Annotated in this window: 6 protein-coding genes and 2 rRNA genes; 4 read left to right on the forward strand and 4 right to left on the reverse strand. The window is 59.3% G+C overall.

Annotation, left to right across the window (positions count from 1 at the left end; all coding sequences use genetic code 11):
* The 3 genes from Q0J54_RS12135 to Q0J54_RS12145 form a co-directional block, all read left to right on the forward strand.
* Window positions 1–1,660 (forward strand): 23S ribosomal RNA (locus Q0J54_RS12135); the annotation flags it as partial.
* A gap of 43 nt (window positions 1,661–1,703) precedes the next feature.
* Window positions 1,704–1,818, forward strand: a 5S ribosomal RNA gene (gene rrf, locus Q0J54_RS12140).
* A gap of 1,363 nt (window positions 1,819–3,181) precedes the next feature.
* On the forward strand, window positions 3,182–4,126 hold the full coding sequence (locus tag Q0J54_RS12145) for an AEC family transporter (RefSeq protein WP_296306023.1): 945 nt from the start codon (window positions 3,182–3,184) through the stop codon (window positions 4,124–4,126).
* Between the two features lie 82 nt (window positions 4,127–4,208).
* Here Q0J54_RS12145 and prfA read toward each other — a convergent pair whose 3' ends face one another.
* The 3 genes from prfA to rpmE all read right to left on the reverse strand — a co-directional run bounded on the left by prfA (window position 4,209) and on the right by rpmE (window position 6,773).
* On the reverse strand, window positions 4,209–5,279 hold the full coding sequence (prfA, locus tag Q0J54_RS12150; RefSeq protein WP_296306024.1) for a peptide chain release factor 1: 1,071 nt from the start codon (window positions 5,277–5,279) through the stop codon (window positions 4,209–4,211).
* 27 nt (window positions 5,280–5,306) lie between these two features.
* A complete protein-coding gene (locus tag Q0J54_RS12155) occupies window positions 5,307–6,335 on the reverse strand; it encodes a DUF1385 domain-containing protein (protein WP_346666904.1) in 1,029 nt (342 codons plus the stop codon).
* Window positions 6,336–6,560: 225 nt separating this feature from the next.
* Complete coding sequence (gene rpmE, locus Q0J54_RS12160; protein WP_296306025.1) at window positions 6,561–6,773, reverse strand: 50S ribosomal protein L31; 213 nt, start codon at window positions 6,771–6,773, stop codon at window positions 6,561–6,563.
* Window positions 6,774–6,959: 186 nt separating this feature from the next.
* Between rpmE and Q0J54_RS12165 the strand changes: the two genes are divergently transcribed.
* Window positions 6,960–7,727: a TlyA family RNA methyltransferase gene (locus tag Q0J54_RS12165; RefSeq protein WP_296306026.1), complete on the forward strand. Its 768-nt coding sequence runs from the start codon at window positions 6,960–6,962 to the stop codon at window positions 7,725–7,727.
* Window positions 7,728–7,736: 9 nt separating this feature from the next.
* Here the strand turns inward: Q0J54_RS12165 and Q0J54_RS12170 are convergent.
* Window positions 7,737–7,976, reverse strand: a 240-nt coding sequence (locus tag Q0J54_RS12170; RefSeq protein ID WP_296306028.1) for a hypothetical protein, incomplete at its 5' end; no start/stop codon positions are given.

The raw sequence follows: 7,976 nt of genomic DNA on the forward strand, positions 1-7,976 counted from the left end.
ACTGTGGAGAAGTGATTATGCTGACATGAGTAACGATAAAACGGGTGAAAAACCCGTTCGCCGTAAACCCAAGGTTTCCTGGGTAAAGGTAATCTTCCCAGGGTGAGTCGGCCCCTAAGGCGAGGCTGAAAGGCGTAGCTGATGGGAAACGTGTTAATATTCACGTACCTGTGTGTTCGCGCGATGGAGGGACGCAGGAGGATAGGCTGGCCGGGTGTTGGATATCCCGGTGCAAGCGAGTAGGGAGAGAAGGCAGGCAAATCCGCTTTTTCAATCCTGAGACGCGAGTCCGAAGCCGTAAGGCTGAAGCAGTTGAGTCCATGCTGCCAAGAAAAGCTTCTAAGTATAGGACACGCAGACCGTACCGCAAACCAACTCAGGTGGGTGGGATGAATAATCCAAGGCGCTCGAGAGAACTCTGGCCAAGGAACTCGGCAAAATAACCCCGTACCTTCGGAAGAAGGGGTGCTCCTTTGGGTGATGTGATTCACTCTACAGAGCCTGAGGGAGCCGCAGAGAAATGGTGGTGGCGACTGTTTACTAAAAACATAGGTCTGTGCGAAGTCGTAGAGACGACGTATACGGACTGACGCCTGCCCGGTGCTGGAAGGTTAAAAGGAGGGGTCAGCGCAAGCGAAGCTCCGAATTGAAGCCCCAGTAAACGGCGGCCGTAACTATAACGGTCCTAAGGTAGCGAAATTCCTTGTCGGGTAAGTTCCGACCTGCACGAATGGCGTAACGATCTCCACACTGTCTCGGCCAGAGACTCGGTGAAATTGAAGTCGCGGTGAAAATGCCGTGTACCCGCAGAAAGACGGAAAGACCCTGTGCACCTTTACTATAGCTTGACATTGGGATTTGAGCCTGCATGTGTAGCATAGGTGGGAGCCTGTGAACTCTGTACGCCAGTATGGAGGGAGGCAACGTTGAAATACCACCCTTGTTTGTTCAGGTCCCTAACGACTCGCCGTGATCCGGCAGTTGGACAGTGTCTGGTGGGTAGTTTGACTGGGGCGGTCGCCTCCCAAAAAGTAACGGAGGCATGCAAAGGTTCCCTCAGGCTGATTGGAAACCAGCCGTCGAGTGCAAACGCAAAAGGGAGCTTGACTGCAAGAGAGACATCTCGAGCAGGTACGAAAGTAGGTGTTAGTGATCCGGTGGTCCCGCATGGAAGGGCCATCGCTCATTGGATAAAAGGTACGCCGGGGATAACAGGCTGATCGCATCCAAGAGTTCACATCGACGATGCGGTTTGGCACCTCGATGTCGGCTCATCACATCCTGGGGCTGAAGCAGGTCCCAAGGGTACGGCTGTTCGCCGTTTAAAGTGGTACGCGAGCTGGGTTTAAAACGTCGTGAGACAGTTTGGTCCCTATCTTCTGTGGGCGTAGGAGAATTGAAAGGGCCTGTCCCTAGTACGAGAGGACCGGGATGGACACACCACTGGTGGACCTGTTGTCGTGCCAACGGCACAGCAGGGTAGCTAAGTGTGGAAGGGATAACCGCTGAAAGCATCTAAGCGGGAAGCCTGCCTTAAGATAAGTTCTCCCTGACGCAAGTCCTGAAGGGCCGAGGTAGACTACCTCGTCGATAGGCTGGAGGTGGAAGCGCCGCGAGGCGTGGAGCTGACCAGTACTAATAGCCCGTGCGTCTTGTTTCTCGAAATTCCTTCCATCCCTTGTAATTATATTTGACAAGATTTCTTTGGTGGTCATGGAGGAGAGGGTACACCCGACCCCATTCCGAACTCGGTAGTTAAGCTCTCCATCGCCGATGATACTGCATAACGTCATGTGGGAAAGTAGGCCGCTGCCAAAGATTGCTCGAAAGGCTCCTGCTGCTTCACGCGCGGGAGCCTTTTTCATTATCTCCCTCCTTCCTCTCTCCCTCCGCCCCCCTCCCTCGCTTTCCGTCCACTCCGCAGTCACTGGCGGGTCTGCCCTTTTGCGCTCGGTTTTCCCTGAACTGAGGAACTTTGTTCTTCCCTTTCCGCTTTCTTTTTCCGTGCTCTTTCCGTGATGAACTCTTTTTATCTGCCCTTGGCCTGTGGCTTCGCCTTACCCTCTGGGCGTGGTCGCCGTTTCTTCGCTGGAATATGGCTCTCTTTTCTTTTTCTTTCTTCCGCTGGCTTGCGGCTGCTGCCAGGCATCCCGGCGTGGTCGCCTCCCGGCGCGGGGCAGGGGATAAGGGGCTTGCGCAGCCCCTTACCCCCTACAACCCCCAACCCCGCGTTGGGGCAGCCATCCCTAACGACCTCTTGGCCGCTCAGGGAGTCCCCCCTTCCTCCTCCCTGTCGCGCGGCAGAGGGCATCGCCCTCCCGCTGTCCCGCGCATGGCGCGTGACGAGCGTCCGGGCGGCGTCGGAGCTTCCGCCCCTGCGGGGCGGTGATCTCCTCCGTGCCCTGCCGCGCTTACGCCTGTAACACGGTAGTTTCGTTTGCGCCGCATGTAGGGGGACAGCCTTCTCTCTACGCTGGGGAATCAGAGCACTGGGCCGGAGAGAGCGGCGGGCATGTAGAAATGGCGACGCACGGGCAAGGAAAAGGCAGTGCTTAGCCTTTCTTCCTCCCTGACGCGCTTACGCCCGTAAGCTGGGTGAAGGAGCATGAGGGTATGGAAGGGCGGGCTGGTGTCCAGAAGCTGGGGAGACGGCTTGTCTTGGATGGTTCCGTGCGCCACGGCTGGAAGTTCGGAAAGGCGCGACAGTCTGCGAATGGCGTATCCTCTTTTTGCGGCTGGGCTAGGGGGCTTTCGCATAGCCGACGTGCGACCGAAGCTCAGCGTCCAGGCATGGTCGCCCAGGTGCGTGCGCGCATGGGAGGCAGCACGATGGCCGTGTCCATTGCTCTGTGATTTCTTTCGCAGGGTCATGGCTGTGCTTGGAGTATGCGCAAGCGTGGTTTCATCGCGCGGGAACCGGTCGGAAAGTTCCGTTTCCTTGTGGCGCACGAAGCTACGGCCGTTGCGGCGGTGCGAGCGCTTCCCTTTCTTGCAACGCAAATCTCGTGAGACGTCCCGGTCTGGGGGAATATGCTCACAGGTGCTTTCTTCTTTGACAGCGGATGCCTGTTCCCGCATAGTACGGAGACAGGTTTTCCGACTTTTCAGGTTGTCCGTCAGGATCGGTCTCGAGCAATGTGCCGCTTGGACGTTTGCTTTCCGTGGCGACAAGGGGGATGGCATGGTTTTCTGGCTGGCGCTCCAGGGCGTGCTGGGGTTGTTGCTTATCAGTCTTGTGGGCTATGTGCTGGCGGCCAAAGGCTGGTTTGATGCGCATGCCATCATCACCATGCCGCGCCTTATTACATGTGTGGCCTTGCCGCCCTATCTGTTTTATACGGTCAGTCATTCTTTCCAGCGGGACCAGCTCCTGCACATGATCTATGGCTCGCTGATCCCCCTGCTGTCCATGCTGCTCACCTTTGGCGTGGCCTGGGTGCTGGCGCGACTGCTGCGGGTGAAGCAGACCCGGCGCGGCTTGTTTTGCACCGGCATTTCCGCTTCAAATACCATGTACATCGGCCTGCCGGTCAATTTGGCCCTGTTCGGCGACGAGGCTCTGCCTTTTGTGCTGCTCTACTTTTTTGCCAACACCATTTTTTTCTGGACGGTGGGTAACTACGCCATCAGCCATGACAAAGAAGAACTGCGGGCCAAGGCAAGCCTGCTGACCAACGCCCGCCATATTTTGTCGCCGCCCATGATCGGCATGCTGTGCGGCGCAGGGCTTGTGCTTTTTTCCATCCGTCTGCCGGGCTTTGTGGAATCCTTTGCCCAGTACCTGGGCAATATGACCACTCCTCTTGCCCTGATCTTTATCGGCACGACCCTGTATCAGATGGATCTGCGCCATCTGCACATCGACAAGGACCTCATCCTCGGCGTGCTGGGCAAGCTCATGCTGGCCCCGCTGCTGCTGGCCGTCATGCTGCATTTCCTGCCCGACATCCCGGACCTCATGCGCAAGGTCTTCATCATCCAGGCCGGTTTGCCCAGCATCCTGCAAACGGCGCTTATGAGCGCCTACTACAATACCGACCCGCATTACGGGGCGCTGATGGTGACCCTGACGACCATCCTGTCCATTTTGACGGTCCCGCTGACCATGACGCTGGTTTCCCTGTAAGGACTGCGTGTTCCGCATCTCAGCAGAGGCAAAAAAAGCCGTCCCGAGGAACGGCTTTTTTGTATGGGCAACACGCGTGCGATCATGCCTCTGCGCTGGCCTTGAGCGCTTCAGCCTGGGCGGCCGTGGCAAGCGCTTCGAAAAGCGGGTCAAGCTCGCCTTCCATGATGCGGTCAAGAGAGTAGAGCGTCAAGTTGATGCGATGATCCGTGCAGCGCCCTTGCGGGAAATTGTAGGTACGGATGCGCTCGGAACGGTCGCCAGAACCCACCTGCGCCTTGCGGTCGGCCGACTGCTCGCTGGACTGCCGCTCCCGCTCGGCCGCCAAAATGCGCGACGCAAGCACCTTCATGGCCCGGGCCTTGTTCTTGTGCTGGGAACGCTCGTCCTGGCAGGTGACCACCGTGCCCGTGGGGATGTGGGTGATACGCACGGCGGATTCGGTCTTGTTGACGTGCTGGCCGCCCGCGCCGGAGGCCCGGTAAATGTCGATGCGCAGATCTTCAGGGCGGATCTCCACATCCACTTCCTCAGCTTCAGGCATGACGGCCACGGTGGCGGCGGAGGTGTGGATGCGCCCCTGTGTTTCCGTGGCGGGTACACGCTGCACACGATGCGTACCAGCTTCAAACTTGAGGTGGCTGTATACCCTGTCGCCGGAGATGAGGCAGATGATTTCCTTGTACCCGCCGGAATCGGACGGGGATTCGCTCATCACCTCCACCTTCCAGCCCTTTACTTCCGCATAGCGCGTATACATGCGGAAGAGGTCGGCCGCAAAGAGCGAGGCCTCCTCACCGCCGGTACCGGCCCGGATCTCCAGGATGGTGTTCTTTTCATCCAGCGGGTCCTTGGGCAGCAGCAGGACTTTAAGCTGCTGCTCCAGCTTGGGCAGCTCCTCTTCGGCGGCGGCGATCTCTTCCTGTGCCATGGCCTTGATGTCCGGGTCGCTGTCGTGAAGAAGCGCCTTGTTGTCGTTCATTTCCTGCACAAGCTGACGATGCCGCCGAAAGAGCTCCACCACATCGCGCAGATCGGCATGAGCCTTGGCGGTTTTCCGGTACATATCCTGATCGTTGTAGACGGCAGGGTCGGCGAGCTGCTTTTCCAGCTCGACATATTTGTTTTCCAGCGCTTCGAGTTTGCCGAACATGGTTCCTCCCGTAGGGCAGGCGCCTCGCTAGGGGCGCTCAACGGATGCAACAATATACTCCGCCGTGCGGATATCCCGTCCGGCAGTCTCCTCGCCGAGGGCCTCGCGCAGGGCGGCAAGCGCTACCTCAAGCTGCGCCGCGTCCGGCTCGGCGGTGGTCAGACGCTGCAGGACAAGCCCCGGGGTACGCAGCACGCTTGCCCAGAATCCATCGGAAAGTCGCGCCGCATGGCGAATGAGCTCATAGGCCAGCGCGCTGATGGGGATCACCAGCAGCAATTTGAAGGCAATGGTCAGGGCATGCTTGGCGATGCTCCCCTGTGGCGTGTACACATAGAGCAGCGCCGGCACGAGCACGGCATGCAGGATGATGGAGATGCAGATGACAAAGAGCAGAAAGGTCGTGCCGCAGCGCGGGTGCAGACGGCTCATGCCGGCAGCGGCGGCGACGTCCACGATGCCGCCCGCTTCAAAAGCATGGATGGTCTTGTGCTCGGCGCCGTGGTACTGAAAGACCCTCCGTATGTCCGGCACAAGGGAAATGGCCCAGATGTAGCCCATGAAGATGCAGCATTTGTAGAAGCCGTCCCAGAGATGGAAGGTCAGCCCCTCCACGCCGCCGCCCACGCCGAGCCATTGCATGAGCAGGGACAGGCCATGCGGCGCCGCCACAAAAAGCAGCACCGCCATGAACAGCGCCAGCAGCAGGGTCAGCATGAGCTGCCAGCCCGAGGCCGGCGCTTCCTCGGCATCCGTCTGCACGATGGCGGAACGGTTGAGCGCCTTGATGCCGTTGACCAGCGTTTCCAGCAGTACCGGAAAGCCACGCAAAAACGGCTTCTTGAGCAGCGGATGGCCCGTCAGCGAAAACCACGGGAAGCGCTCCACCACGATCTCCCCTTCGGGGTGACGGGTGGCCAGGGCATACCCCCCGCCATGCCGCATCATAATACCTTCCATGACGGCCTGTCCGCCGACGACAGGGCAGGCCGAACGAAACAGCAGCAGGGATGCGCCACGCAGGGCTGACAGGATCTGAGAAGCTGGCTTGTGCATGTTTGGCTTTTCCAGGGCGGTGGATGCGGCAAAACGCCGCCTCCTCCGGCATACTCTCTTTCCCGGACGGGAGGCGCAGTCAGGCGTCAGCGGCGGAAAAAAGGGAGGGAAAAAGATACAACTCCAGCAAGGCCATGACAGAACATTCCGTCAACGGCCTTGCCAGAGGAAGATCTTCGCGCCGAAAAGGGCGGTCTACAGGCGTGCCGCACGATGCGGCACTGTCTACTTCTGCTCGAATTTGGCGTACTTCTTGCGGAAGCGGTCGATGCGGCCCGCCGTATCAAGGAAGCGCTGCTTGCCGGTGAAGAAGGGATGGCAAGCGGAGCAGACTTCCACATGCACCTGTTCGCCCTTGGTGGAGAGCACTTCTTCGGTATTGCCGCAGGCGCAGGTGATGGTAGCCTTGTACACCGTGGGATGGATGTCTTTCTTCATGGTCAACCTCGTGTATGGCAACGGCGCGAGCCGTTGAAAATTCGTACCGCGTCACGGCGTGTGCGTGGCAGGGCCAAAATCTATAGCCTTCTTTTGCGGCGTTGGCAAGCCTTGTGGCCCGGTTCCCGAAAAAAAGCCGGATGGCCGCCATTGCGTCCCGCCGGGCAAGCGGCTACACTGCCGCGCATGTGTGCCAAAATCGCCCGTCAACGCGCGGATGCCCTCGTACACCAGCAGGGCCTTGCCGAAAGCCGCGAACAGGCCCGCCGCCTCATCATGGCCGGCAAGGTCGCCCTCTCCCCGGAAGGACTGCCGCCCGGTGCGCCCCCCCTCAAGGTGGACAAGCCGGGACATCCCTACCCTGAGGATACCGTGTTCATCCTGCTGGAAAAGGAACGTTACGTCAGCCGCGGCGCTTACAAGCTGCTGACCATCCTGGATAATTTTCAGCTGGATGTGGCCGGCCTCGTCTGCCTGGACGCCGGGGCCAGCACCGGCGGCTTCACCGACTGCCTCCTGCAGCACGGTGCAGCCCGCGTCTATGCCGTGGATGTGGGCAAAAACCAGCTGCATGAAAAATTGCGCGCCGATGCCCGCGTCGTCAATCTCGAAGGCGTCAACCTGCGCTCCGCACCGCCGGAGCTCATCCCCGAACCCGTCGATCTGGTGGTCGGGGACGTCTCCTTCATCTCCCTGACCCTCGTCCTGCCCCCCTGCCTGCAATGGCTGCGCTCCGGCGGTCGTATGGCCGTGCTCATCAAACCTCAGTTCGAACTCGGCCCCGGCGAGACCATCAAGGGCGTCGTGCGCAATGAAGCCGCCCGCCAGCGCGCCGTGGACAAGATCGTCACCTTCTGCGGGGAAACGCTGGCCCTCTCCTGCCTCGGCGTCCTCCCCGCCGCCATCCGAGGCCCCAAGGGCAATCAGGAATACATGGCCCTGTTTCAGCGTTGATTTTTTTTGTTAAGGCCCCTGAAGTTTCGAGTGCGGGGGAAAATTGCCGGAGCAGGCCGTTTGTCTGCTCATTGAGCCCCCGCTCTCCAGGGCAGCCGGCGTGGCGGAAAGAGCTTGCCGTACCAAAATGGTGGTCTGTCTGCTTGTCATTGAAAAATTCCCTGCCCTGGTCATAGGTACATAGGTAATACTTTTGAAAAACCAGGCAGGAACTCGCGAAAAAAGCTGTTTGATCCCTGCCGCGACAAC

Origin of the sequence: uncultured Desulfovibrio sp., assembly GCF_944324935.1 — a bacterium.
Classification (GTDB): domain Bacteria; phylum Desulfobacterota; class Desulfovibrionia; order Desulfovibrionales; family Desulfovibrionaceae; genus Desulfovibrio.